The organism is Oleiphilus sp. HI0125 (assembly GCF_001635355.1).
On record NZ_LWGF01001360.1, the window covers coordinates 1 to 1,013 of the forward strand.

The window sequence follows — 1,013 nt, forward strand, 5'->3', positions numbered from 1 at the left end:
TGGACCCACTTTATTTGTATCGCAAACTGTTACCCGACCATGCTTCTCGGATCGCCAAAATACGTCGAAAAGTTGCTAAGCCCTCGATGGGCTTATTTGTTTTATTTTTCGGAAGCCCAAAGCTATACCCCTCGGTACAACATCATACAATTATATTAGGGAAGGCCTACAAACCTCTTCTTGATGACATTTTTCATCATGGTAACTTATCTGAAGATATCTCTATCTATTTGCATCGTCCCACCGCGACGGATCCGAGTTTTGCCAAAACGGGCTGTGACAGTTTTTATGCCCTCGTGCCGGTTCCTAACCTAAAATCGGAGATAAATTGGCATGAAGTGCGTGAAATGTTCCAAGCGCGCGTACTGCAACGCTTAGATGAGACCATATTGCCAGGCATTAAAGAAAACGCAGAATCAGTTTTTGCGATGACTCCGCTCGATTTCAAGCAAAACTACAACAGTGAGTTTGGCGCCGGCTTCTCAATTGCCCCCCTGTTTTATCAATCAGCCTGGTTTCGCTTCCATAATCGGGGCGAATCGCTGGATAACTTGTTCCTAACCGGTGCGGGCACTCATCCTGGTGCGGGACTACCAGGAGTCATCAGTTCTGCAAAAGTGGCCGAGTCATTACTCAAAACTAGCTTAGCCAAACATAGCTCGGTGCGTGTAAATGGACACTTTACAGCTCAGTCTTAAGCAACTGCGTGGCGAAGCGATCGATGCAAAGCATTCTATTGCCAAGCACAGTAAAAGCTTTAACTGGGCGGCACGATTTTTCTCCGCTGAATTGTCCCAATCAGTCTCTAAACTTTATGCTCTGTGTCGTTATCTAGATGACTTGGCAGATGGAGATGACCCAAGTCGTACGCAAAAATTACGTACGATTAAATCTCTTTTTGATCAACATCAAGAGACGAAAATCACCTTTGATCCAGATTTAGTTTTGTCCAAGCGCGCACTGCAGGACATGCTGGAAGGTTTTCTATTCGACCAAGGCCATGTCGCCATCGA

General features: G+C 45.6%; 1 protein-coding gene and 1 pseudogene. Both read left to right on the forward strand.

Going from position 1 to position 1,013, the window contains the following annotated elements:
- Positions 1-698 (forward strand): annotated as a pseudogene (locus tag A3762_RS27995) (phytoene desaturase); the annotation flags it as partial.
- The coding region (locus A3762_RS23335) for a squalene/phytoene synthase family protein (RefSeq protein ID WP_197469532.1) at positions 673-1,013 on the forward strand (341 nt) is incomplete at its 3' end. The pseudogene A3762_RS27995 and the gene A3762_RS23335, both read left to right, overlap by 26 nt.